The organism is Streptomyces durmitorensis (assembly GCF_023498005.1).
Classification (GTDB): domain Bacteria; phylum Actinomycetota; class Actinomycetes; order Streptomycetales; family Streptomycetaceae; genus Streptomyces; species Streptomyces durmitorensis.
On sequence record NZ_CP097289.1, the window covers coordinates 4,857,126 to 4,878,773 of the forward strand.

Here is a 21,648-nt window from a genome sequence, read left to right on the forward strand (position 1 = left end):
CTCGGGATCCGAGTAGCAGCAGCAAAAGCAGCCAGCAGCAAACCCGCCGAGAGGTTCCCCCATGGCAGGCGAGACCGTCATCACGGTCGTCGGCAATCTTGTCGACGACCCCGAGCTGCGCTTCACCCCGTCCGGTGCGGCGGTCGCGAAGTTCCGTGTCGCGTCCACTCCCCGCACCTTCGACCGTCAGACCAATGAGTGGAAGGACGGCGAAAGCCTCTTCCTCACCTGCTCGGTCTGGCGTCAGGCGGCGGAGAACGTCGCGGAGTCGCTTCAGCGAGGCATGCGCGTCGTCGTGCAGGGCCGGTTGAAGCAGCGGTCCTACGAAGACCGTGAGGGCGTCAAGCGCACGGTCTACGAGCTCGACGTCGAGGAAGTCGGCGCCAGCTTGAAGAACGCCACGGCCAAGGTCACCAAGACCACCGGTCGAGGCGGCCAGGGCGGCGGATTCGGCGGCGGCGGTGGCGGCGGCCAGCAGGGCGGCGGCAACTGGGGCGGCGGCTCCGGTGGCGGTCAGCAGCAGGGCGGCGGCGGTGCTCCCGCCGACGACCCCTGGGCGACCGGTGCGCCGGCCGGCGGCGGCCAGCAGCAGGGCGGCGGCGGTGGCTGGGGCGGAAGCTCCGGCGGCTCCGGCGGCTCTGGCGGCGGCTACTCGGACGAGCCCCCCTTCTAGGCCTCAGGGCCAAGGGTGGGCCGTTCCCACACTTCTTGATCAAACAGGAGAGAACACATGGCGAAGCCGCCTGTGCGCAAGCCTAAGAAGAAGGTCTGCGCATTCTGCAAGGACAAGGTCACGTACGTGGACTACAAGGACACGAACATGCTGCGGAAGTTCATTTCCGACCGCGGCAAGATCCGTGCCCGCCGCGTGACCGGCAACTGCACGCAGCACCAGCGTGACGTCGCCACGGCCGTGAAGAACAGCCGTGAGATGGCGCTGCTGCCCTACACGTCCACCGCGCGATAAGGGAAGGGTGACCGACTAATGAAGATCATCCTCACCCACGAGGTCTCCGGCCTCGGTGCCGCCGGCGAGGTCGTAGACGTCAAGGACGGCTACGCCCGCAACTACCTGATCCCGCGGAACTTTGCGATCCGCTGGACCAAGGGTGGCGAAAAGGACGTCGAGCAGATCCGTCGTGCTCGCAAGATCCACGAGATCGCGACCATCGAGCAGGCCAACGAGGTCAAGGCCCAGCTCGAGGGCGTCAAGGTCCGTCTGGCCGTCCGCTCCGGCGACGCCGGTCGTCTCTTCGGTTCCGTCACCCCGGCTGACGTCGCTTCGGCGATCGAGGCCGCTGGTGGTCCGAAGATCGACAAGCGTCGTGTCGAGCTGGGCGCGCCGATCAAGACGCTGGGCGCCCACGCGACGTCCGTGCGTCTGCACCCCGAGGTTGCCGCCAAGGTCAACATCGAGGTCGTCTCCGCCTAAGCACTGCGCTTGGCAGAGCTGAAGCAATCGTTGGGCCGCACCCTCAGGGGTGTGGCCCAACGTGTTTCACGCAACCCGTTGCCGTACGGCCTCCGTGTTTCACGAGATGCGCTGTTTCACGTGAAACAGCGCGCGGCGATCAGCGGGCGTGGTCCCTTCCGGATCAGCGCGTGGCGCCGGTGACGATCCAGTGTCCGGAGCGCGTCCGTAGCCACAGGGTCACCATGCGAACCGTCATCATCAGCGTCATCGCCGCCCAGACGGCCGTCAGTCCGCCGCCGAAGACCGGCACGAGGAGCGCCACCGGAGCGAAGACCGCCAGCGTGGCCAGCATTGCCCAGGCCAGGTACGGGCCGTCTCCCGCTCCCATCAGTACGCCGTCGAGCACGTAGACGATGCCGCAGATCGGCTGGGAGACGGCCACCACCACGAGTGCGGGCAAGGCGGCGTCCTGGACGACGGAGTCGCTGGAGAAGAGCGGGATGAACAGCGGCCGGGCGAGGACGACAAGGCCGCCGAGCACGACTCCCGAGGCGATGCCCCACTGCACCATGCGGCGGCAGACGTCGCGCGCCCCCTGGGGATCGTTCGCCCCCAGATAGCGGCCGATGATCGCCTGACCGGCGATGGCGATGGCGTCGAGCGCGAAGGCCAGCAGGCTCCACAGGGACAGGATGATCTGGTGGGCGGCCACATCGGCGTCGCCGAGGCGGGCGGCCACCGCGGTCGCGATCATCAGGATCGCGCGCAATGAGAGCGTACGGACGAGGAGCGGTGCTCCCGCCTGGGCGCAGGCCCTGATGCCGGCGGCGTCGGGGCGCAGGGAGGCTCCGTGGCGTCTGGCTCCGCGTACGACGACGAAGAGGTACACGGCGGCCATCGCGCACTGGGCGATGACGGTGCCCCAGGCGGAGCCGGCGATGCCCAGGCCGGCGCCGTAGACGAGGGCCACGTTGAGGACGCCGTTGGCGATGAAGCCGCCGAGGGCCACGTACAGCGGGGTCTTTGTGTCCTGTAGTCCGCGCAGGACACCGGTGGAGGCGAGCACGACGAGCATGGCCGGGATGCCGAGCGAGGAGATGCGGAGGTACGTGATCGCGTACGGAGCCGCGGTGTCCGATGCGCCGAAGAGTTCCACGAGCGCGGGTGCGGTGGGAAGGACGACCGCGATGACGGCGGCGCCAAGCAGGAGGGCGAGCCAGATGCCGTCCATGCCCTGACGGATGGCGGACTGGAGATCTCCGGCGCCCACCCGGCGGGCCACGGCGGCCGTGGTCGCGTAGGCGAGGAAGACGAAGACACTCACGGCGGTGGTGAGGAGCGCCGAGGCGACGCCGAGGCCGGCCAGTTGCGCGGTGCCGAGGTGGCCCACGATGGCGCTGTCGGCCATCACGAAGAGAGGCTCGGCGACGAGTGCGCCGAAGGCGGGAACTGCGAGGGCGATGATCTCTCGGTCGTGCTGTCGCCGAACAGTCTTGATCGCCGCGGGAGCCTGTGTCATGGACACCAATCTAATCTTCCACAGGTAAGAGATGCAATGCGATTAAGACCCTTACCTGGTCACGAGTTGGACGCTCTTCGAAGCGCTGTTTGGCACGATCTTGGCCCGACTGGGGAAGTTTTTCTTCTGCACAGCCGGTGGATGGGAAAGTTGCAGGTCAGGGGTTGTTTGTCAGGAAGGCTGAGTGCTTGTTCACAGGCCTGTCCACCGAGCCGTGCACAGGTTTGGCGAGGTTCTCCACAGCAACGCGCCCGTCATCCACACCGCCTGTGGATAACCAGATTGGCTGACGGTGGCCACGGGCCTACCGTGGTGCGGCGCCCCCCTCGTGATCCGACCTCGGAAAGCCCGAAAAACCGACGCGTCAGAACCGGAGTTGGGCCGCCCATTTGTCAGTGTCGTGCCGTAAGAAAGAAGGGCACGGCGAGGTCCGCGCGGCGGACGTGAGGGAGGTGGCCCGGTGAGTATTTCCGAGCCCTTGGACGACCCCTGGGCCGACAGCGGTCCCAGTGACCGTCTGCCCGCCTCCCGTCAGCGCCGCGACGGAGGCAGGGGCCGCGACAAGCAGCACGACCGGGGCCGTGAAGGCGGCGGCTGGGACGGCGGAGGCACTGCCTTCGAGCGCGTACCGCCGCAGGACCTGGACGCCGAGCAGTCCGTGCTCGGCGGCATGCTGCTCTCCAAGGACGCCATCGCCGATGTCGTCGAGGTGCTCAAGGGCCACGACTTCTACCGTCCCGCACACGAGACGATCTACACGGCGATCCTCGACCTGTACGCCAAGGGCGAGCCTGCGGACCCGATCACCGCGGCGGCAGAGCTCACCAAGCGCGGCGAGATCACCAAGGTCGGCGGGGCCTCGTATCTGCACACGCTGGTGCAGACGGTGCCGACGGCGGCGAACGCCGAGTACTACGCGGAGATCGTCCACGAGCGGGCGGTCCTGCGCCGCCTCGTCGAGGCGGGCACGCGCATCACGCAGATGGGATACGCGGCGGACGGCGACGTCGACGAGATCGTCAACAGCGCCCAGGCCGAGATCTACGCGGTCACCGAGCAGCGCACCAGCGAGGACTACCTGCCGCTCGGCGACATCATGGAGGGCGCGCTCGACGAGATCGAGGCGATCGGTTCGCGCAGCGGCGAGATGACCGGTGTGCCGACGGGCTTCACCGACTTCGACTCGCTGACGAACGGCCTGCACCCCGGCCAGATGATCGTCATCGCGGCCCGTCCCGCCATGGGTAAGTCCACGCTCGCGCTCGACTTCGCCCGCGCCGCGTCCATCAAGCACAACCTGCCCAGCGTCATCTTCTCCCTGGAAATGGGGCGCAACGAGATCGCGATGCGCCTGCTGTCCGCGGAGGCACGGGTGGCGCTGCACCACATGCGCTCCGGCACGATGACGGACGAGGACTGGACGCGGCTCGCGCGCCGGATGCCCGAGGTCTCGGCCGCTCCGCTCTACATCGACGACTCCCCGAACCTGTCGATGATGGAGATCCGCGCGAAGTGCCGCCGCCTCAAGCAGCGCGCGGACATCAAGATGGTGATCATCGACTATCTGCAGCTGATGCAGTCGGGTGGTTCCAAGCGTGCCGAGAGCCGTCAGCAGGAAGTCTCGGACATGTCGCGAAACCTGAAGCTGCTCGCCAAGGAGCTCGAGGTCCCGGTCATCGCGCTCTCGCAGCTGAACCGTGGCCCCGAGCAGCGCACGGACAAGAAGCCCCAGGTGTCCGACCTGCGTGAATCCGGCTCGATCGAGCAGGACGCGGACATGGTGATCCTGCTGCACCGCGAGGACGCGTACGAGAAGGAATCACCGCGCGCGGGCGAGGCGGACATCATCGTGGGCAAGCACCGTAACGGCCCGACGGCGACGATCACGGTCGCCTTCCAGGGCCACTACTCGCGCTTCGTGGACATGGCGCAGACGTAGCAGTGACGGCGGCACGTCAGGACAGGTGCCGCACGGTCTCGCCGAGCGTGGCCACGCCCTCGGTGATGTCGGTGGTGGTGGGGGCGGCGTAGCCGAGCACCAGGCCGGGGCGGTGCGGTCGTTGGCTGTGCCAGGACAGGGGCTGGACCTTCACGCCGCGGGCCAGGGCCGCCGCCGCGAGATCGGTGTCGCGGAAGCCTGAGTCGAAGGTGATCGTCAGGTGCAGTCCCGCCGCGGCGCCGTGCACGACGGCATGCGGCAGATGGGTTCTGACAGCGGCGATCATCGCGTCACGCCGGCGGCGATGGCGTCCGCGCAGGAGGCGCAACTGGCGCTCCAGTGCGCCCGATTCCATCAGCTGGGCCAGGACGAGCTGCGGCAGTACGGCGTTGCCGAGGTCGGCGAAGCGCTTGGCGGCGACCAGGGCGTCCCGGTACCTCGGCGGCGCGAGGACCCAGCCGATGCGCAGCGCCGGAGCGAGCAGCTTGGACACGCTCCCGGCGTAGCAGACGTGTTCGGCGAGCAGGGAGCGCAGTGCGGGGACCGGGGCGCGGTCGTAGCGGTGCTCGGCGTCGTAGTCGTCCTCGATGATCAGCCCCTCGCGCTCGGCGGCCCAGCTCATCAGGTCACGCCGCCGTTCGCCGCCGAGTACCACTCCGGTCGGGAACTGGTGTGCCGGAGTCAGCAGGACCGCGGAGGCGTCCGTGGCACGCAGCTCGTCGACGCGGATGCCCTCGGCGTCGACCGGGACCGGCGGGGTGTCGAGGCCGCAGTTGCGCAGATGCTGGCGGGCGCCGAGCGAGCCGGGGTCCTCCACGGCCACCGCGCGGATGCCGTCGCCGTGCAGCACCTGGCCGAGCAGGCTGAGGGTCTGGGCGGTGCCCGCGACGATGACGACATGGCCGGGGTCGGCGCGGATGCCTCGGTTGCGGGCCAGCCAGTCGGCGACGGCCGTGCGCAGTGCCGGGGCCCCGCGCGGGTCTCCGTATCCGAAGGCGGACGCCGAAAGCTCTCTGAGCACGGAGCGTTCGGCGCGCAGCCACGCGGTGCGGGGGAACGCGGCGAGATCGGGTACTCCGGGCGAGAGATCGATCCGGGCCGGGGCGGCCCGCAGCGCATCGAAGATGTCCGTGCCGGGCGGGGCGTCGAACAGAGCGCCCGGAAGCGGCACAGGCGGGTCCGTGGACACGGTGGGCGGGGCTTTCACCGGGGCGGCGACCACCACGGTGCCGTTGCGGCCGCGACCTGCGACGTGCCCGTCCTCGCCCAGGCGCTGGTAGACCTCGGTGACCACGCCGCGGGATACGCGGAGTTCGCCCGCCAGGACCCGGGTCGCGGGGAGTCTGCTGCCCACCGGAAGGCGTCCGTCGGCTATCGCGGTGCGAAGATGCCGGGCCAGCCAGTCCGCGCGTCCGCCCGCCGGGGCGTCGTCGATCTTCAGCTGGAGGAAGTCCGTGCCGACCGGTTCCACGTACGTTCCGGAGCTTGCCTCGCCTCCTGCGGCTCCCGTCCCGTGCGGCGTCGACCGCCCTGCGGGGAGGTCATTGGACCGATCAGTGGCGCCGTCATTGGACCTGTTCACCGGGCCATAGTCGCAGCAGGGTGAAGTCATGCAGACAGCCGCAGCCACCACCGCCGACACCATTTATCCGACGCCGGATCCCGCCGCCCGCCTGGCAGTTGACTACGTCCACGGATACTCGCACCGCGAGGCCCGCAGGCTGGGAGACCAGGCGGACACCCTCGCCGCGCTGCTGCACGACGGCACGGGGTATCCGGCGGGGAGCCGGGTCCTGGAGGTCGGCTGCGGGGTCGGGGCCCAGACCGTCCACCTGGTCGACTCCAGCCCCGAGGCGCACTTCGTGGCGGTCGACCGGTCGGCGGACTCACTGGCGAAGGCCCGTGCCCGCGTCACGGCTCACGCGCCCGACGCACACGTGCGGTGGTGCCGCGCCGATCTCTTCGCTCTCCCTTTCCCGGACGCCGAGTTCGACCACATCTTCGTGTGCTTCGTCCTGGAGCATCTGGCGGCGGCCCAGCATGCGCTCGCCGGGCTGCGGCGGCTGCTGCGGCCCGGCGGGACCATCACCGTCATCGAGGGGGATCACGGGTCCGCGTTCTTCCATCCCGACAGCGCCCATGCCCGTGCGGCGATCGACTGCCTGGTTCGGCTCCAGGCCGATGGCGGTGGAAACGCCCTGGTCGGGCGGCAGTTGCAACCGCTGCTCGCACAGACCGGATACGACGACGTCAGAGTGCGGCCGTGCACCGTCTACGCGGACCGGACCCGGCCCGAGCTGGTCGAAGGCTTCACCCGCAGCACGTTCATCGCCATGATCGAGTCCGTCAGGGACGACGCGCTGGCCGCCGCGCTCATCACCGAGGCCGACTGGGACCGCGGGATCGCCGATCTGCGCAGGACCGCGGACGACGACGGAACCTTCCACTACACGTTCTTCAAGGCCACGGGCATGCGATCCGCATAGCGCGGTCGGCGGAATTCGCTCGACGCACGGCTTCTCCACGGGTGGACTAGGGCCATGACATCACCCCGTGAAGAGCTGTTGCCCACCACCCGCCGAGCCCTTTTGCACCGTGTCGCCACCGCCCAGGCGGAGGGACGGGCGCCTTCACTCGTCGCCTCGGTGCTCAGGGACGGTGAGTTGGTGTGGACCGAGGGGCGCACCTGCGTCGAGGGGCACGCACCGGACGAGAACGTTCAGTACCGCATCGGCTCGATCACCAAGACCTTCACGGCCGTGCTGGTGATGCGGCTGCGCGACGAGGGGGCCCTTGACCTCGCCGACCCTCTGGAGAAGTACCTCCCGGGCACGGCCGCAGGCGACGCCACCATCGCGGAACTGCTCGCGCACACCAGTGGGCTGGCGGCCGAGACCCCCGGTGAGTGGTGGGAGCGTACGCCCGCGTCGCAGCGTCCCGAGCTCGACGATGTACTCGGCGAGAAGCCCTTCAAACACCCCACCGGCCGCCGGTTCCACTACTCCAACCCCGGCTATACGTTGCTCGGTTCGCTGATCGAGGCGCTGCGCGGCGACTCCTGGGAAGCCGTGCTGCGTCGCGAGATCCTGGAGCCGCTGGGCCTTGACCGCACGAGTGCCCAGCCGCAGGCACCGCACGCGGGTGGCTGGGCTGTCCATCCGTGGGCGGACGTGATGATGCCCGAACCGTCCGAGGACCTGGGCCTCATGGCCCCGGCCGGGCAGCTGTGGTCCACGACGGCGGATCTGGCGCGCTTCGGCGCCTTCCTCCTGGAGGGCGACGACCGGGTCCTGTCCGCCGATTCGGTACGGGAGATGCGGGCACCGGCGTCGCCCGCGCTGCCGGGGGACTGGAACGTGACGTACGGCCTGGGCACGCAGCTGATCGGCGGGGACGGGTTCACCCTGGTAGGGCACGGGGGCTCGCTGCCTGGCTTCATGGCCGGGCTGTGGGCGAGCGAGCAGGACGGTCTGGTGGCGGTCACGCTGACCAACTGCACCTCCGGCCCTGCTGTGACCGCGCTGGCCGTTGACCTGCTGAGGATCGTGGCCGAGGCCGAGCCGCGCATCCCGGAGGCGTGGCGTCCCCTGCCCGAGCTGGATGAGGCTCTGCTGGAGCTCGCGGGGCCCTGGTACTGGGGGACCAGCACCTTCGTGCTGCGGCCGCAGGCCGACGGGGCGGTCGACCTCTCGCCACTCGCGGGCGGTGGCCGCGGCTCGCGGTTCAAGCCGAACGGTGACGGCGCCTGGACCGGCCTGGACGGCTACTTCGCCGGGGAGGTTCTGCGGGCGGTGCGACGGCCCGACGAGTCGGTGAGCCATCTCGACCTGGGGTCGTTCTTCTTCACGCGGGAGCCGTACGACGCGGGGACTCCCGTGCCGGGCGGGGTGGACCCGGAGGGTTGGCGCGGGCTTCCCCAGTAGAAGTTTGGTGACCTGTAGAAGTTGGTGACCTGTAGAAGTGTGTGAGAGGCCGGTGGTTCGTCGTGTTTCACGTGAAACACGACGAACCACCGGCCTCTCACGTCAGACGAACCACCGACACGTCACGCGTCAGACGAACCACCGGCCCGTCATGTCAACGGCAGCTTCAGAGCTCCAGCTTGAAGCCCACATGCGAGGCCGTGAACCCGAGCCGCTCGTAGAAGCGGCGGGCATCGGTGCGGGTGGCATCCGATGTCAGCTGTACCAACTGGCAGTTCTGGCGGCGGGATTCCTCGACGGCCCACTCGATGAACTGGGTGCCGAGGCCGCCGCCGCGCTCGTCGGCGTGGATGCGTACGCCCTCGATGATCGACCGTGTCGCACCCTTCCGGGACAGGCCCGGAACGATCGTGAGCTGGAGTGTGCCGACGACGCGTCCCTCGCGCACGGCGACGACCACGTGCTGATTCGGGTCTCCCGCGAGCCGTTCGTACGCCGCGAGGTACGGGGTGAGGTCGTCCGGCGACTCGCGCGTGCTGCCCAAGGGGTCGTCGGCGAGCATCTCCACGATGGCGGGGATGTCGTCGGCGACCGCCGGGCGTATTTCAAGATCTCCCATGAAGCGCAGCCTATGCAGCCACCTGCCGCCGCGGCAGGTGGCTGCGCCTGCAGACGGCCTACGCCGGTACGCGCACCGCTTCCACGGCCCTGACCAGAGGCGTGAGCTCCGGGTTCAATGCCGCCTCGTCGAGCGCCTCGCGCAGAGCGGCGTCATTGGTGGGGCGTGCCGCGTCGAGGAGCGCGATGCCTGACTCGCTGACGTTCGTGTAGATGCCGCGGCGATCGGTGGGGCACAGGTAGCGGGAGAGCAGCCCACGGTCCTCGAGTCGGGTGACCAGGCGTGTGGTGGCGCTCTGGCTGAGGACGACGGCGTCGGCGACCTGCTTCATCTGCAGATGGCCGCCCTCCCCGTCGTGCTGACGGCTGAGGACGTCGAGCAGGGAGTACTCGCGCACGCTCAGGCCGTGCTTGGCCTGCAGGGCGCGCTCGATATGGGTCTCGATCTTCCCGTGCAGCAGGGAGAGCGTGCACCAGCCCTGCGCAAGGGCGGTCAGTGCGGGGTCCGTCGCTGTCATGGCTCTTGTTCCTCCGTCCCGGAGCGGCTGAGGACCAGGATAGTCCACCACTGCAATATCCGGCGGTTGCAAGTAACCCGCGTGTGCAACTATTGTGGACGCAAGCTAAGCGCACCTGCAACCATCTGGAAGGTAGAACCATGCCTCTCGCGCTACTGGCCCTCGCGATCGGGGCCTTCGGAATCGGGACCACAGAGTTCGTGATCATGGGACTGCTCCCTGAGGTCGCGGGTGACTTCGGTGTCTCCATCCCCACGGCCGGTCTTCTGGTGACCGGCTACGCGCTCGGCGTCGTACTCGGCGCTCCCCTGATGACGGTTCTCGGCACCCGCATCTCGCGCAAGCGGATGCTGATGCTGCTCATGGGCCTGTTCATCGTGGGCAACCTGCTCTCCGCGGTGGCACCGGTCTTCGGCGTCATGCTGGCGGGCCGTGTCGTCGCCTCGCTCGCCCACGGTGCCTTCTTCGGCATCGGCTCGGTCGTCGCCGCCGAACTGGTCGCACCCGAGAAGAAGGCCGGGGCCATCGCCATGATGTTCACGGGCCTGACCGTGGCCAACGTGGTCGGTGTGCCGCTCGGCACGCTCGTCGGGCAGACCCTCGGTTGGCGCATCACCTTCGCCGTCGTCGCGGGCCTCGGCGTCATAGGCCTGGCCGGTATCGCCAAGCTCGTGCCGGACCTGCCCAAGCCCGAAGGCGTACGGCTGCGCCATGAGCTGGCCGCGTTCCGCAACGTCCAGGTGCTGCTCGCCATGGCGATGACGATCCTCGGCTTCGGGGGTGTCTTCGCGGCCGTCACCTACCTCGCGCCGATGATGACGGACGTCGCCGGTTACGCGGACTCCTCCGTGACCTGGCTTCTCGTCCTCTTCGGACTCGGCATGGTCGCGGGCAACCTGATCGGCGGAAAGCTCGCGGACCGTGCCCTGATGCCGCTGCTCTACATCTCGCTGAGCGCGCTGGCCGTCGTGCTCGCCCTCTTCACCCTCACCGCGCACAACAAGATCGCGGCAGCCGTGACCATCACGCTGATCGGCGCCCTGGGCTTCGCCACCGTGCCGCCGCTGCAGAAGCGGGTGCTCGACCAGGCCTCCGGCGCGCCCACGCTCGCCTCGGCCATGAACATCGGCGCCTTCAACCTCGGCAACGCGCTCTCGGCCTGGCTCGGCGGCCTCGTGATCTCCGCGGGGCTCGGCTACACCGCCCCGAACTGGGTGGGCGCGGTCCTCGCGGGCTCCGCGCTCGTCCTGGCCGTCGTCTCGGCCGCCCTTGAGCGCCGCTCGGCCGCTCCCAGTCCGGTCGTCGCGGGCGTGGCCCCCGTGGAGCAGCCGACACCCGTCCACCACTGACCCCCCTTCCAGTCCTCCCTTCCAGTCCCCCATCAGCACCACCGCACAGGAGAAACCCCATGAGCACCACCACCCCCACCGTCGCCCCGCTGACCACGCAGGACGCCGAAGTACTCATCACCGAGGCCCGCCGCGCCGCCGAGGCAGCCGACGTCACGGTCAGCGTCACCGTCCTCGACGCGGGCGGCCATCTGCTCGCCTTCCGGCGCGACGACCGGGCCGTGCTGATCTCCGGCGAGACCAGCACCCGCAAGGCGTACACGGCGCTCCAGCTCAACGCCCCGACCGCCGACCTCGTCGACCTGGTCAAGCCCGACGGGCCCTTCCACACCCTGCCCACCGCCCTCGACCGGCCGCTGCTCTTCATCGCCGGCGGCGTCCCGGTCCACCGTGACGGCCGTCTGATCGGCGCCATCGGGGTCGGCGGCGGGGCGCCCGACCAGGACCACGGGTTCGCCACGGCGGCCGTGGAGGCCCTCGCGTAGTACGGCACCGCTCGCGCTTGGTGCGACACCGCTGGTGCGACACCGCGTGAGGACACGGCGAAGGCCCGCCCTCAAGCACCGGGAACCATCCGGTACTTGAGGGCGGGCCTCTGCGTGGGGTCAGCCGGCCGCCACGGTCAGCGGCGCGAAACGACGGGTCCAGTCGCCGGGCAGCTCCGGGACGCCGTACGTCATCACGGTGTTGAAGGCGATGGGCGCGAGGCCGCGCTCCTTCACCCAGGCGAGCAGCTCTTCGTGGCGTACGTCGATGTCGGTGCGCAGCGGCCGGTCCGAGCCCGCGGCGAGCGAGACGATCAGGGCCTTCGCCGTCTCGGTGTCCCGGGCGATCAGGGGGCCGATGACATGGGTCTCCATATTCGGCCAGGCACCCGCGTAACCGGTGATCGTGCCGTCCGCCTCCGCGACCCGCAGCTGGTCGACGAAGGCGGGAAGCCGGGTGAGCACGTGGGTGCGGTCGAGGCCGAAGACCTCGGTGTCGAGACGGACGATCGCGGGCAGGTCCTCCGCGGTCGCCGGCCGGGTGGCGACATCCGGCAGCGGGCCGTCGGGGGTGATCCGGCCGCGGACCATCTCGGCGCGGCCGATGGTCTTGAAGCCGAGCTGCTCGTACAGGGGGCGGCCGCTCGGCGTGGCATGGAGGGTGAGCGGGGTAGTGCCCGCGCCTTCGACGACGTACCGCATCAGACGACGGCCGAGGCCCTTGCGGGCGTACCGCTCGGCGATGAGGACCATGCCGATCGCTCCGAGGCCGGGGCGCTCCTGCGGTCCGTACTCGGTCACCACGCAGGCGGCGATGAGGCCGTCACCATCGGGGTCGTCGATGCCGTATCCCGTGCCGGCGGAGAGCAGCAGCCCCCATTTGTGGTCCTCGCGTGGCCAGCCGCGGTCCTGCGACAGGTCGGCGCAGGCGGTGAGATCACGGAGGGTCAGCCGGCGGATGGGCAGTGCGGAGAGGGTAGGTGTCGACACGCGGCTCAGGCTGTCTGACGTACGTCCTTGGCGTCCACCGGTTTGTGGGCAGAACCACGTCGGTTCTGGCCACGTTGCTTCCGGCCACGGCGGGTCAGGCCCCAGGGCTTGAGGACCGAGATGACCGTCATGAAGAGGTAGGCGCTCAGGGAGACGATGGGGCCGGCGATCAGGCCGGTCGGATCCGTCACGGGGGAGCCCACGGACACGGAGGCGACCGTGTCGTTGATGCCCGGACGCAGCGCGAAGGCCGATGCGGCGGTGGTGGCCAGGGTCAGCCAGAACTTCGTGTAGACCCAGCGGTGCCTGGCGAGGCCCCAAGGAGTCCCGAGAGACAGCAGTAGGCCGCTCAGGAGCGTGAGCAACGCGAGGGGGAGCACCAGCCAGTCCGCGAAGAGCTTCATGGAGCGCGCGGCGGCTTCGATGACCGGGGCTGAATCTGTGGTGATGGCCGCAACGGCCAGCGCGAGCAGGCCGAGCGTGAGCCCGAGCCAGCCGGCGGCGGCGGTGACATGGACGACGAGGGTGGCCCGGCGAGCGGGGCGGCTTAGTTTCACGTGAAACACGGTGCCGGGAGCTGCGGCCGATGGCGTCTGACAGCGGGAGTAACCGCGGGTACTAGCCTCGGCGTACATGGCACGCCTTCACCTCTTCGACCTGGACGGAACGCTGCTGCACGGAACGGCAGCGCCCGTGGAGATCTCGCGCCAGCTCGGCCTCGAAGCTGAGATCGCGGAGCTGGAACGGGACTTCGTGGCCCGGCGGATCGACTCGCCCCAGTACGCGGTGCGTGTGCACACCCTGTGGGCGGAACTCACGGACGCGCAGGTCACGGCCGCTTTCGAGGGAGCGCCGTGGCTGATGGGGATCCGGGAGACCTGGGCCGAGATCCGGGAGGGCGGCGACTACTGCGCGGTGATCTCGCTGTCGCCGTCGTTCTTTGTGGAGCGGCTGCTCGGCTGGGGCGCACATGCCGCGTATGGATCGGTTTTCCCCGCTGTGCCGTTCACCGAGCCGGTGAATCCGACGGGCATTCTCAATGCCGCGGCCAAGGTGAAGATCGCGAACCGGCTCTGTGAAGAGTTCGGGGTGGGGCGGTCCGATTGCGTCGCTTATGGCGACTCGCTCTCTGACGTGGAGCTGTTCGGAGCGGTGCCTGTATCGGTCGCTGTCAATGCGGATCAGCGGCTGGTCGGGCTCGCCACCCACTCTTATGTCGGGCGGGATCTGCGTAAGGCGTATGAATTGGTGCGTGCCGCCTGGTAATTGGAGCAATTGACGGGCGCGGGCCGCTGAATTCCCGGTGAAGTACGGCGGGACTTGTGCGCCGGGCGGCTGCCGGTATGGTCGAGTCCGGTTCGGGCCGGGTGCATCTCAGTGCATCCCTGGGGGCACGGACGGAGGTCAACGCAGCCTAACGGGGCGAAGAGATCGAAGACCTGAACTTTCCGTTATGCGACCGGCGTGACGATGAAGGATGGGACGCTGCGGTGAGATGACTGCGGGCAATGTCACATTTTCTGCCTACTTGTCCGTAGGGTCCGGTAATCCGAGGTTCAATGTGGCCACATTGGCTACCGAGGCAGAGCGGGGAACGTAAGCGGCTTCCTACAGGGAAGTGCACGGACCGACTGAGAGATGTTCGAGGCGAGGCACAGCATGGACGCTCCGACCACCACGTCGGCGGGCAACGGCACTTCCGGCGACAGCGGCGGTGGAGGCGGCTGGTTCACCCCACGCAAGGCGCCGAAGCCGTCGGAGGGCGGCGAGCCGACACAGCCCGAGGGCAGTGAGCCCGAGGCGGCCGAGAGCCGCCGTGTGTCCGCCATACGACCGCTGGGCAGGTCCGGCGCCGCGTCCACATCCGCTCCGGAGGCCCGGCCCGCGCCTGAGGCCGAGCGCGAGCGCGCTGCCGACGAGCGAATACCGGCCGCCCGGGACGCGGCGGAACCGGCGTCCGCTCCGGCCGCGGCGCAGAGCGCTCCCCACGCCCCGGCATCACATCCCGAGCCGCGCCCCGAGCGTGTACCGGAACCACGGCAGCAGCCTCCTCAGGGACAGCCCGGCAGCCCGCAGCCGCAGGCCGCCCCCCAGGCGCAGGCACAGGCCCAGGCGCAGCCGCGGCCCGAACCGAGGCCCGTCCCCCAGGGCTCCCCCGACGCGATCCGCGTCCAGCGCACGATGGCCGAAATAGGCCCCGTCGCCGACAAGGTGACCTCGTACTTCTACGCGCTGCTCTTCACCCGCCACCCCGACCTGCGCCCCCTGTTCCCCGCCGCGATGGACACCCAGCGCGACCGGCTGCTCAAGGCGCTGCTGACCGCGGCGGAGCACATCGACAACACCGAGGTACTCACCGCGTACCTGAAGAACCTGGGCCGCGGACACCGCAAGTACGGCACCCGGCCCGAGCACTACCCGGCCGTCGGCGAGTGTCTGATCGGCTCGCTCAGCCGGTACGGGAGCGCGGTCTGGGACGAGGAGACCGAGGCCGCGTGGGTCCGGACGTACACGACGATCTCCCAGATCATGATCGACGCGGCCGCCGCGGATGAACTGCGTGCCCCCGCCTGGTGGTTCGCCGAGGTCGTCTCGCACGACCTCAGGACGCCTGACATCGCTGTCGTCACCGTCCGGCCCGACCAGCCCTATCCCTTCCTCGCAGGCCAGTACACGAGCCTGGAGACGCCCTGGTGGCCGCGGATCTGGCGGCACTACTCGTTCGCTTCGGCACCGCGCTCCGACGGGCTGCTCTCGTTCCATGTGAAGGCCGTCCCCGCGGGCTGGGTCTCCAACGCCCTGGTGCACCACGCACGGCCGGGTGACGTCCTGCGTCTTGGCGCGCCCGCAGGCTCGATGACCGTCGACCACACGACCGACAGCGGCTTGCTCTGTCTGGGCGGCGGCACCGGTATCGCCCCCATCAAGGCGCTCGTCGAGGACGTCGCCGAGCATGGCGAACGGCGCCCGGTCGAGGTCTTCTACGGCGCCCGTACCGACCACGACCTGTACGACATCGACACGATGCTGCGCCTCCAGCAGACCCACCCGTGGCTCTCGGTCCGCCCGGTCGTCGATGACCACGCCCAGTTCCCGGACGCCGTGCGCGAGTACGGCCCCTGGAACGAGTACGACGCCTACCTCTCGGGCCCGCCCGGCATGATCCGCAGCGGCGTGGACGCGCTGCGGGACATCGGCATCCCGGCCGGCCGGATCCGCCACGACTCCGTGGAAGAACTGGTGGCCGCGGCCGACTGAGGATCAGCCCAGATCAGGGGCGTGCATCGCGCGTACGCCCTCGATGTTGCCGTCCAGATAGTGCCGCAGCGACAGCGGAACTAGATGGACCGAGGCGATCCCGACCCGGGTGAAGGGCACGTGGACGATCTCGTACTCGCCGCACGGCTCCTCCATCTCCGGGCCGTGCCGCAGCGAGATGTCCATGGACTCAAGGCGGCAGACGAAGAAGTGCTGGACTTTGACGCCGGTCGCGCCACCGTCCTCGCCGATGTGCTCGACGGTGTCCACGAAGCAGGGCACGACGTCGGAGATCTTGGCGCCGAGCTCCTCGTGCACCTCACGATGGAGCGCGTCGACGACGGTCGCGTCCTCCGGCTCCACGCCGCCACCGGGGGTGAGCCAGTAGGGATCGACGCCGGGCTTAGTCCGCTTGATCAGGATCAGGTCGTCGCCATCGAGCAGGATGGCGCGTGCGGTGCGCTTGACCACGGGTCGGACGGTCATGGGAGAAATGTGGCCCGGACTGTTCCACGTGAAACATCGTGAACCAGTCGGAGTCCCGCTCAAGCCCAGTCGACGGCAGCACGCAGCAGCCACTCGTGCGCCCGCGCGATGTGCGGCATCGCGAGCGTGCCGGTGCGTACGGCGAGGAAATACGTGCGCAGCGGGGGCACCGCGGGGTCCAGCAGGGCCACGACCTCGCCACTCTTCAGAGCGGGCGCACAGAGATAGCGCGGCAGCACGGCGAGCCCGGCCCCGTTGGCGACGCAGGCGAGCACCGCCCGAAGGTCCGGCACAATGACGGCGCCCGATGCGGCCGGACGGGTGTCGAAGACGGCGGCCCAGTAGCGGGCGACCAGCGGCAGCGACTCGTGCACCTCCACCACCGGCAGGTTCTCGAGCACGGAGGCGCCCTTGCGGCGCAGCTTGCCGGGGCCGATGCGGGCGGCCAAGGGCGGGCCCGCGACCAGGACGTGCTCCTCGTCGCAGAGAGGCGTCGCGGTGACCAGCGGGCCGCGTGGCCGGGCCGTGGTGATGGCCAGGTCGTGGTGCCCGGCGGAGAGCCCTTCGAGGACCTCTTCCGCGTTGCCGAACGAGGCACGCAGCGCGAAGCCCTGTCCGTCCTGCCCGGTCAGCGTGGTGAGAGCGGGTAAGGCGCGGGCCGCGGTGAACTCCAAAGGCCCCGCGAGGTGAAGGGTGCGTACCGAGGAGTCCTCTTCGAGCCCCGTCTCGGCGATCTCCACCAGGGCGTCGAGGTGCGGCGCGGCCTTGTGGGCGAGCTCGTCCCCGATGGTCGTGGGGGTCACGCCGCGCGCCTGGCGCAGGAACAGGGGGCGTCCCAGCTGCCGCTCAAGGGTGCGTATCTGCGACGTCACGGCGGGCTGCGAGAGGCCGAGCAGGGCGGCCGCGCGCGTGAAGGAGCCGGCCCGGTGCACGGTCACAAACGTGCGCAGCAGGGCCAGATCCACGGCGGCGCCCTCCCCTCCCGGCCCTCGGGCCGCGCCCAACTATAAATATGTCGATAGGTCTCTGTCGCTACTGTGATTGGACACTGACACAGAGTCAACTAGCCTTGTGCGCGCGGTTCTTCGCGCGCAGAACCGGAACGGTCCGAGCCACGAGGGGGGAGGCTCGGACCGTTCGTTGTGCGTAGCCCGGTACTAGCCGGGAGCGGCCCGCGCGCACTCGTGGGCCGTCAGCCCGCGGACTCGTCCAGCGCGCGCAGCACGTCCGCGACCAGGTCGTCGGGGTCCTCGGACCCGGCGGAGAGGCGGATGAAGCCCTCCGCGACGGCGTCCCCGCCCCAGCGCCCACGCCGCTCCGCGGTGGAACGCACGCCGCCGAAGCTCGTCGCGTCGTCCACGAGACGCAGTGCGTCGAGGAACCGGTCGGCATGCTCGCGTGAGGGCAGCGTGAAGGAGACCACGCACCCGAAGCGTCGCATCTGCTGCGAGGCGATCTTGTGCGAGGGGTCGTCCGGCAGCCCCGGGTAGCGAAGCCCGGTCACTTCGTCGCGGCCCCGCAGGGCCTCGGCCAGGGCCAGGGCATTGGCGTTCTGGCGGTCGGCGCGCAGCTGGAGCGTGGCGAGCGAGCGATGCGCCAGCCAGGCCTCCATCGGCCCCGGGATGGCCCCGACGATCTTGCGCCAGCGCCGCACGGCAGCGGTCAACTCGGCATCGCGGCAGGCGACGTACCCGAGGAGGATGTCGCCGTGGCCGGTGAGCATCTTGGTGCCGCTGGCCACGGAGAAGTCCGCGCCGAGTTCGAGGGGGCGCTGGCCGAGCGGCGTGGCCAGGGTGTTGTCGACCGCCACCAGGGCCCCACGCGCGTGTGCCGCGTCGGCGAGGCGCCGCACGTCGCACACGTCGAGGCCCGGGTTCGACGGGGTCTCGATCCACAGCAGCTTGGCGCCGTCCAGGACGTCGAGCTGGGCGTCGCCGCCGGTCGGGGCGGTGCGCACCTCGATGCCGTACGCGGTGAGCTGCTCCCTGACCAGGGGCAGCGCCTGATAGCCGTCGTCCGGCAGGACCACCGCGTCACCGGCGCGCAGCTGGGAGAAGAGCACCGCGGAGATGGCGGCCATCCCGGAGGCGAAGACCAGGGTCTCGACGTCGGTGCCGGCGGCCCCGTCACTGCCCTCGCCCGGGGCCTCGCCCGGGGCCTCGCCCGGAGCCTCACCCGGGGCCTTACCCGGCGCCTCGAGCTCGCCGATGGCCTGCTCGAGAAGGGTCCAGGTCGGGTTGTCGTCGCGTCCGTAGGTGTACGGCCCGGTCGGATCGCCCGGCAGGTGGAAGTGGGCGGCGAACACCGGGCCCGGGAGGGTCGGTTCGTGCTTCACGGGCTCGGGGAGGCCGGCCCGCACCGCTCTCGTGCCGTCGCCCATCCCGGTGCCCGCTGCCGCGCCGGTGCCTGCGCCGTTGCCCGCGGATATCGCTGCGGAGTCCGTCATGCCGCCCGCCCTTCCCTTGCTTCGCGTACGGCGTCGAGCAAGCCGTCGCTCGCCGCCTCCACCATTCTCAGGCACTCCTCGAACCCGTCGTCGTCCCCGTAGTACGGATCGGGGACGTCCAGGTCGCCCAGGTCGGCGGCCACGGGGTCGTACGAGCGCAGCAGCCGCACCTTGTCCGCGTCGGCCGGTGTGGGCGCGAGGCGGCGCAGGGCCCGGTGGTGGCCGGAGTCCAGGGCGATCACCAGGTCGAGCCGGGAGAACCAGGAGGCCCGGAAGCGGCGCGCCACGTGGTCGCTCTCATAGCCGGCCGCCGCCAGGACGGTGACGGTGCGCGGATCGGCGCCGTCCCCCTCGTGCCAGCCGTCGGTGCCCGCACTGTCCACCACGACCAGGCCACCGAGTCCGGCCTCGTCGACCCGCGCGCGGAAGACGGACTCGGCCATGGGGGACCGGCAGATGTTGCCGATGCAGACGAAGCACACGGAGAAGGCCATGGAGCGGGCTCAGTCCTTGTCGTCGGGCAGGACGACGTTCATCGCCCAGGACACGATCGAGATGATCAGGCCGCCCAGGACGGCGGTCCAGAACCCGTCGACGTGGAAACTCAGGTCGAACTTGTCGGCCAGCCACGAGGTCAGCAGCAGCATCAGGGCGTTGACCACGAGCGTGATCAGGCCGAGCGTCAGGATGAACAGCGGGAAGGTGAGCACCTTCACGATCGGCTTGACCAGGAAGTTCACCAGGCCGAAGAGCAGCGCGACGACGATCAGCGTGAGCGTCTTCTTGCCCGTGCTGTCGCCGGTCAGGGTGATCTTGTCGAGGAGCCACACGGCGACGGCCAGGGCCGCCGCGTTGGCGATCGTCTTGACTACGAAATTCTTCATGTGTCTGATCGTTGCAGACGGACGGCCAGAGCGGTCGGCTCGCGACCTGGGGCAAGGGGCGTACGAGGACGATGAAGGCATTCCGGCTGGATGAACTGGAGACGGAGCGCGCCGCGAACGACGGCGCGTATCTGCAGTTTCTGCGTGAGCGGAACATGTCGGTCGGGCTGTACGCGCTCGACGCCGGGGAGTCGGATCCGCAGCAGCCGCATCAGCAGGACGAGGTGTACATGATCGTCAGCGGCCGGGCGTCGATCACGGTCGGCATGGAGACCACCCAAGTCGCGCGCGGCAGTGTCGTGTACGTGCCGGCCGGGGTCGCGCACAAGTTCCACCACATCAGCGAGGACCTGCGTGTGCTCGTCGTCTTCTCACCGCCCGAAGGCTGAGTCCTCTACGCCGGAGGGGTGACTTCTCAGGGCTCCGACCTCGGGGTTCCCTAGGGGGCGGATCAGGGGAGGACAAGGGATGCGAGGCCCCCGTCGGGCCCTCCGCCGCCCTAGCATCGAATGCAAGAAGTAGGACAGATGCGGAGAGAGGTAAGGACGATGGCAGCGCAGGAGATCTTCTCGGGATTGCCGTGGTGGGTGAAGTGGATCGCGGTGCCGGTCATCGCCCTGGTCGTGTTCGGCGGTTTGATAGCGAGCGTCGTGGGATTCGTGGTCGGCCTGTTGTTCAAGGCACTGATTTTCGTCGCGCTGGTGGGTGGACTCATCTACGTCGTACGGAAGTTCATATCCGGCTCCACCTCTTCGCGCAGCGATTGGTGACTTCCCGCAACAGTTCGCTCGGGTGGGGGAAGTTTCCTGGTGCGGCGCCTTAGCCCGTCGGCCAACGGTTAGAGTCCGAAAACCGACGCGGGGCGAGCCCCGCGCGCGGGCGCACCGCGCTCCCACCCGTGTATCCCGGGCACGGGCGGAACCCCCACGCGTTTCGGGAGTGAACCTTGGCCACGGTTGACGCCACACCCGCCGACCTCTCGTCCAACGCCCCCCCGTTCGGGGCATCGCCGACCGTCACGGCGTCAACTGCCGCCGCGCCGACTCTCATTGGTTCGGTGCAGCGGGCGATGCGGTTGCTGGAAGCCGCCTCCGCGCATCAGGAGGGCGCGCCTGCCAAGCAGTTGGCCCGGGAGGCCGGGCTGGCGCTGCCCACGGCGTACCACCTGCTGCGCACGCTGACCCACGAGGGCTACCTCCGCCGGGAGAAGGGCGTGTTCGTGCTCGGCGAGGCGGCTGAGCGGCTGAGCGCCAGTGGGGCGGAGCAGAATCGTCGCGGCATGATCGGCGAGGCCCTGGAGCACTGGCGCGATTCCATCGGGGTGCCGGTGTATTTCGCCGTCTACCGCGAGGGCGAGATCGAGGTCGTGGCCGTCGCGGACACGCCGGGGAATCCGGCGGTCGAGGAGTGGGCCGACTTCCGCGAGACGGGACACGCCCATGCGATCGGGCAGTGTCTGCTCGCCCAACTCGACGACGAGCAGCGCCAGGATCATCTCTCCCGCTATCCGGTGCAGTCGATCACTCCGTACTCGGTCCGTGACGACCGGAGTTTCATGCGCCGTCTGGACGGGATGGGCCGGATGAAGCCCGTGGTGGAGCGGCAGGAGTACGCGCTGGGAACGGTCTGCGCCGCGATTCCGGTCACCGCGGGCAACACGGCGGCCACGATGGCGATTTCCGTACCCGCCTATCAAGCAGATCGGCTACTTCCTGCAGCTGAACGGTTGCAGAATGAACTCGGAAGGCTACTAGGGACACTTGCCTTCTCTATCAGCATCTGAAAACTCACTCCTTGTGATCTGATGTGTACGTTAAGC

At 69.5% G+C, this 21,648-nt stretch carries 24 protein-coding genes; 13 read left to right on the forward strand and 11 right to left on the reverse strand.

What is annotated here, in order from left to right; translation table 11 throughout:
• Positions 1-61 precede the first annotated feature (61 nt).
• Genes M4V62_RS21740 through rplI form a run of 3 tightly spaced genes read left to right on the forward strand, consistent with a single transcriptional unit; the run spans position 62 to position 1,432 of the window.
• Positions 62-673 carry a single-stranded DNA-binding protein gene (locus M4V62_RS21740; protein WP_249588913.1) on the forward strand — a complete coding sequence of 204 codons (612 nt, stop codon included), beginning with the start codon at positions 62-64 and terminating at the stop codon, positions 671-673.
• Positions 674-730: 57 nt separating this feature from the next.
• Positions 731-967, forward strand: coding sequence for a 30S ribosomal protein S18 (gene rpsR / locus M4V62_RS21745; protein ID WP_003949403.1), 237 nt, complete (start codon positions 731-733; stop codon positions 965-967).
• 18 nt (positions 968-985) lie between these two features.
• The gene (rplI, locus tag M4V62_RS21750; RefSeq protein ID WP_249588914.1) at positions 986-1,432 is read left to right on the forward strand and encodes a 50S ribosomal protein L9; all 447 of its coding nucleotides are present in this window, start codon (positions 986-988) and stop codon (positions 1,430-1,432) included.
• A 163-nt stretch (positions 1,433-1,595) separates the two neighbouring features.
• On the opposite strand, the gene M4V62_RS21755 is transcribed toward rplI, so the two are convergent.
• Positions 1,596-2,933, reverse strand: coding sequence for an MATE family efflux transporter (locus M4V62_RS21755; protein WP_249588915.1), 1,338 nt, complete (start codon positions 2,931-2,933; stop codon positions 1,596-1,598).
• Positions 2,934-3,393: 460 nt separating this feature from the next.
• Here M4V62_RS21755 and dnaB point away from each other — a divergent pair, with 460 nt between their 5' ends.
• Positions 3,394-4,872 (forward strand): replicative DNA helicase, encoded by a 1,479-nt coding sequence (dnaB, locus tag M4V62_RS21760; protein WP_249588916.1) that lies wholly within the window; start codon positions 3,394-3,396, stop codon positions 4,870-4,872.
• Positions 4,873-4,888: 16 nt separating this feature from the next.
• On the opposite strand, the gene pdxR is transcribed toward dnaB, so the two are convergent.
• Entirely contained in the window at positions 4,889-6,343 is a 1,455-nt protein-coding gene (pdxR, locus tag M4V62_RS21765) for a MocR-like pyridoxine biosynthesis transcription factor PdxR (RefSeq protein WP_249592926.1), read from the reverse strand.
• A 139-nt stretch (positions 6,344-6,482) separates the two neighbouring features.
• On the opposite strand from pdxR, the gene M4V62_RS21770 reads away from it, so the two are divergent.
• Complete coding sequence (locus M4V62_RS21770; protein WP_249588917.1) at positions 6,483-7,358, forward strand: methyltransferase domain-containing protein; 876 nt, start codon at positions 6,483-6,485, stop codon at positions 7,356-7,358.
• 54 nt (positions 7,359-7,412) lie between these two features.
• A complete protein-coding gene (locus M4V62_RS21775) occupies positions 7,413-8,795 on the forward strand; it encodes a serine hydrolase domain-containing protein (RefSeq protein ID WP_249588918.1) in 1,383 nt (460 codons plus the stop codon).
• Between the two features lie 166 nt (positions 8,796-8,961).
• Here the strand turns inward: M4V62_RS21775 and M4V62_RS21780 are convergent, their stop codons facing one another.
• Together M4V62_RS21780 and M4V62_RS21785 are read right to left on the reverse strand one after the other, a co-directional pair.
• The gene (locus M4V62_RS21780) at positions 8,962-9,414 is read right to left on the reverse strand and encodes a GNAT family N-acetyltransferase (protein ID WP_249588919.1); all 453 of its coding nucleotides are present in this window, start codon (positions 9,412-9,414) and stop codon (positions 8,962-8,964) included.
• A gap of 58 nt (positions 9,415-9,472) precedes the next feature.
• Entirely contained in the window at positions 9,473-9,931 is a 459-nt protein-coding gene (locus M4V62_RS21785) for a MarR family winged helix-turn-helix transcriptional regulator (protein ID WP_249588920.1), read from the reverse strand.
• A 140-nt stretch (positions 9,932-10,071) separates the two neighbouring features.
• Here M4V62_RS21785 and M4V62_RS21790 point away from each other — a divergent pair, with 140 nt between their 5' ends.
• Together M4V62_RS21790 and M4V62_RS21795 are read left to right on the forward strand one after the other, a co-directional pair.
• Positions 10,072-11,280 carry an MFS transporter gene (locus M4V62_RS21790; protein ID WP_249588921.1) on the forward strand — a complete coding sequence of 403 codons (1,209 nt, stop codon included), beginning with the start codon at positions 10,072-10,074 and terminating at the stop codon, positions 11,278-11,280.
• A gap of 59 nt (positions 11,281-11,339) precedes the next feature.
• Positions 11,340-11,765 (forward strand): GlcG/HbpS family heme-binding protein, encoded by a 426-nt coding sequence (locus tag M4V62_RS21795; RefSeq protein WP_249588922.1) that lies wholly within the window; start codon positions 11,340-11,342, stop codon positions 11,763-11,765.
• Positions 11,766-11,885: 120 nt separating this feature from the next.
• Here M4V62_RS21795 and M4V62_RS21800 read toward each other — a convergent pair whose 3' ends face one another.
• Together M4V62_RS21800 and M4V62_RS21805 are read right to left on the reverse strand one after the other, a co-directional pair.
• Positions 11,886-12,755, reverse strand: coding sequence for a GNAT family N-acetyltransferase (locus M4V62_RS21800; RefSeq protein ID WP_249588923.1), 870 nt, complete (start codon positions 12,753-12,755; stop codon positions 11,886-11,888).
• 5 nt (positions 12,756-12,760) lie between these two features.
• Positions 12,761-13,312: a DUF2269 domain-containing protein gene (locus M4V62_RS21805; protein ID WP_249588924.1), complete on the reverse strand. Its 552-nt coding sequence runs from the start codon at positions 13,310-13,312 to the stop codon at positions 12,761-12,763.
• A gap of 76 nt (positions 13,313-13,388) precedes the next feature.
• Here M4V62_RS21805 and M4V62_RS21810 point away from each other — a divergent pair, with 76 nt between their 5' ends.
• Positions 13,389-14,021: an HAD family hydrolase gene (locus M4V62_RS21810; protein WP_249588925.1), complete on the forward strand. Its 633-nt coding sequence runs from the start codon at positions 13,389-13,391 to the stop codon at positions 14,019-14,021.
• 393 nt (positions 14,022-14,414) lie between these two features.
• Positions 14,415-16,013 (forward strand): globin domain-containing protein, encoded by a 1,599-nt coding sequence (locus M4V62_RS21815; RefSeq protein WP_249588926.1) that lies wholly within the window; start codon positions 14,415-14,417, stop codon positions 16,011-16,013.
• 3 nt (positions 16,014-16,016) lie between these two features.
• Here M4V62_RS21815 and M4V62_RS21820 read toward each other — a convergent pair whose 3' ends face one another.
• The 5 genes from M4V62_RS21820 to M4V62_RS21840 form a co-directional block, all read right to left on the reverse strand.
• On the reverse strand, positions 16,017-16,499 hold the full coding sequence (locus M4V62_RS21820; RefSeq protein ID WP_249588927.1) for an NUDIX domain-containing protein: 483 nt from the start codon (positions 16,497-16,499) through the stop codon (positions 16,017-16,019).
• A gap of 59 nt (positions 16,500-16,558) precedes the next feature.
• Positions 16,559-17,464 carry a LysR family transcriptional regulator gene (locus M4V62_RS21825; RefSeq protein ID WP_249588928.1) on the reverse strand — a complete coding sequence of 302 codons (906 nt, stop codon included), beginning with the start codon at positions 17,462-17,464 and terminating at the stop codon, positions 16,559-16,561.
• A gap of 227 nt (positions 17,465-17,691) precedes the next feature.
• Positions 17,692-18,945, reverse strand: coding sequence for a cystathionine gamma-lyase (locus M4V62_RS21830; RefSeq protein WP_249588929.1), 1,254 nt, complete (start codon positions 18,943-18,945; stop codon positions 17,692-17,694).
• Complete coding sequence (locus M4V62_RS21835) at positions 18,942-19,439, reverse strand: low molecular weight protein-tyrosine-phosphatase (protein ID WP_249588930.1); 498 nt, start codon at positions 19,437-19,439, stop codon at positions 18,942-18,944. The genes M4V62_RS21830 and M4V62_RS21835 overlap by 4 nt, the downstream gene beginning before the upstream one ends.
• A gap of 9 nt (positions 19,440-19,448) precedes the next feature.
• Positions 19,449-19,829 (reverse strand): phage holin family protein, encoded by a 381-nt coding sequence (locus M4V62_RS21840; RefSeq protein WP_249588931.1) that lies wholly within the window; start codon positions 19,827-19,829, stop codon positions 19,449-19,451.
• Between the two features lie 71 nt (positions 19,830-19,900).
• On the opposite strand from M4V62_RS21840, the gene M4V62_RS21845 reads away from it, so the two are divergent.
• From M4V62_RS21845 to M4V62_RS21855, 3 genes are all read left to right on the forward strand, one after another.
• Complete coding sequence (locus M4V62_RS21845) at positions 19,901-20,218, forward strand: cupin domain-containing protein (protein WP_160506069.1); 318 nt, start codon at positions 19,901-19,903, stop codon at positions 20,216-20,218.
• A gap of 159 nt (positions 20,219-20,377) precedes the next feature.
• Positions 20,378-20,599: a DUF5326 family protein gene (locus tag M4V62_RS21850; RefSeq protein WP_249588932.1), complete on the forward strand. Its 222-nt coding sequence runs from the start codon at positions 20,378-20,380 to the stop codon at positions 20,597-20,599.
• A gap of 299 nt (positions 20,600-20,898) precedes the next feature.
• Entirely contained in the window at positions 20,899-21,612 is a 714-nt protein-coding gene (locus tag M4V62_RS21855) for an IclR family transcriptional regulator (protein WP_425575114.1), read from the forward strand.
• Positions 21,613-21,648: the final 36 nt, after the last annotated feature.

Coding starts and splice junctions, on each gene's coding strand:
- M4V62_RS21755 (WP_249588915.1), bottom strand. CDS start 2,933: ATGACACAGGCTCCCGCGGCGATCAAGACTGTTCGGCGACAGCACGAC.
- M4V62_RS21810 (WP_249588925.1), top strand. CDS start 13,389: ATGGCACGCCTTCACCTCTTCGACCTGGACGGAACGCTGCTGCACGGA.
- M4V62_RS21830 (WP_249588929.1), bottom strand. CDS start 18,945: ATGACGGACTCCGCAGCGATATCCGCGGGCAACGGCGCAGGCACCGGC.
- rplI (WP_249588914.1), top strand. CDS start 986: ATGAAGATCATCCTCACCCACGAGGTCTCCGGCCTCGGTGCCGCCGGC.
- M4V62_RS21850 (WP_249588932.1), top strand. CDS start 20,378: ATGGCAGCGCAGGAGATCTTCTCGGGATTGCCGTGGTGGGTGAAGTGG.
- M4V62_RS21840 (WP_249588931.1), bottom strand. CDS start 19,829: ATGAAGAATTTCGTAGTCAAGACGATCGCCAACGCGGCGGCCCTGGCC.
- M4V62_RS21835 (WP_249588930.1), bottom strand. CDS start 19,439: ATGGCCTTCTCCGTGTGCTTCGTCTGCATCGGCAACATCTGCCGGTCC.
- M4V62_RS21855 (WP_425575114.1), top strand. CDS start 20,899: ATGCGGTTGCTGGAAGCCGCCTCCGCGCATCAGGAGGGCGCGCCTGCC.
- M4V62_RS21740 (WP_249588913.1), top strand. CDS start 62: ATGGCAGGCGAGACCGTCATCACGGTCGTCGGCAATCTTGTCGACGAC.
- M4V62_RS21790 (WP_249588921.1), top strand. CDS start 10,072: ATGCCTCTCGCGCTACTGGCCCTCGCGATCGGGGCCTTCGGAATCGGG.
- M4V62_RS21820 (WP_249588927.1), bottom strand. CDS start 16,499: ATGACCGTCCGACCCGTGGTCAAGCGCACCGCACGCGCCATCCTGCTC.
- M4V62_RS21770 (WP_249588917.1), top strand. CDS start 6,483: ATGCAGACAGCCGCAGCCACCACCGCCGACACCATTTATCCGACGCCG.
- rpsR (WP_003949403.1), top strand. CDS start 731: ATGGCGAAGCCGCCTGTGCGCAAGCCTAAGAAGAAGGTCTGCGCATTC.
- M4V62_RS21775 (WP_249588918.1), top strand. CDS start 7,413: ATGACATCACCCCGTGAAGAGCTGTTGCCCACCACCCGCCGAGCCCTT.
- M4V62_RS21785 (WP_249588920.1), bottom strand. CDS start 9,931: ATGACAGCGACGGACCCCGCACTGACCGCCCTTGCGCAGGGCTGGTGC.
- M4V62_RS21780 (WP_249588919.1), bottom strand. CDS start 9,414: ATGGGAGATCTTGAAATACGCCCGGCGGTCGCCGACGACATCCCCGCC.
- M4V62_RS21795 (WP_249588922.1), top strand. CDS start 11,340: ATGAGCACCACCACCCCCACCGTCGCCCCGCTGACCACGCAGGACGCC.
- M4V62_RS21845 (WP_160506069.1), top strand. CDS start 19,901: ATGAAGGCATTCCGGCTGGATGAACTGGAGACGGAGCGCGCCGCGAAC.
- M4V62_RS21815 (WP_249588926.1), top strand. CDS start 14,415: ATGGACGCTCCGACCACCACGTCGGCGGGCAACGGCACTTCCGGCGAC.